Here is a 711-nt window from a genome sequence, read left to right as displayed (position 1 = left end):
GCGCAAGTCGCCGGGGACGCGGAATGCGAGGCCGACGCAGGACCCGCCACGGTCGAGGCCGAGCACCAGCCCCGGCCGCTCGCGCGTGCCGCGATGCACGAAGGAATAGACGCAGAGCGAGCGCCGGTAACCATGCAGGCGGGCACGCTGGGTTTCGACATGCGCGAATCCCGGCCGCCAGATCAGCGAGCCATAGCCAAACACCCAAAAATCGCCCATATCGCCGCGCCTGATTGCAAAAGATGCCAACACCGCACCCGGACCGGTGTTTTTTCCGCCCGTCCCGTCTAACTATTCGTCTGTCTGCCTGGCGGAATCGACCACCCGTCCGCAACACCCATGCGATAACGAGAGCCAAAGCATGACGTCAAGTGACGAACGCCAGCCAAGTAACCGTCGCCGCCTGTTCTGGCTTGCAGCATTCATCGTCCTGCTGTTCGCCCTCTACAGCGGCGGCTGGTTCTATCTGGCCGACCGCGTCAGGAGCGAGGCCGACAAGGCGGTCGCCACGCTCAACAAGAATGGCGTCGAGGCCGGCTGCGCCAATCTCCAGGTCAGCGGCTATCCCTTGAGCTTTACCGTCTCCTGCGACAACCTCGCCTATGAAGACGATGCCAGGAACATCGCGGCCTCAGCCGGCAGTTTCAACGCAGCCGCCCAGATCATCCAGCCTCTGTCGCCGGTTGCCAATCTGCGCGGCCCGCTCAGGAC

The 711-nt window shown here is 63.9% G+C and carries 2 protein-coding genes; one reads left to right on the top strand and one right to left on the bottom strand.

The window, feature by feature from the left end; all coding sequences use genetic code 11:
* A partial coding sequence (locus EN984_RS36645; protein WP_206517587.1) for a gamma-glutamylcyclotransferase occupies nucleotides 1-219 on the bottom strand: 219 nt, incomplete at its 3' end.
* A 142-nt stretch (nucleotides 220-361) separates the two neighbouring features.
* Here EN984_RS36645 and EN984_RS36640 point away from each other — a divergent pair.
* Nucleotides 362-711 (top strand): DUF2125 domain-containing protein (locus EN984_RS36640; RefSeq protein ID WP_127384457.1); only part of this gene is annotated, 350 nt, incomplete at its 3' end.

Source organism: Mesorhizobium sp. M7A.F.Ca.CA.004.12.1.1, from assembly GCF_003997835.1.
GTDB lineage: Bacteria > Pseudomonadota > Alphaproteobacteria > Rhizobiales > Rhizobiaceae > Mesorhizobium.
Note: the sequence above shows the minus strand (reverse complement) of the source record. Positions and strands in the feature narration are given on the sequence as shown.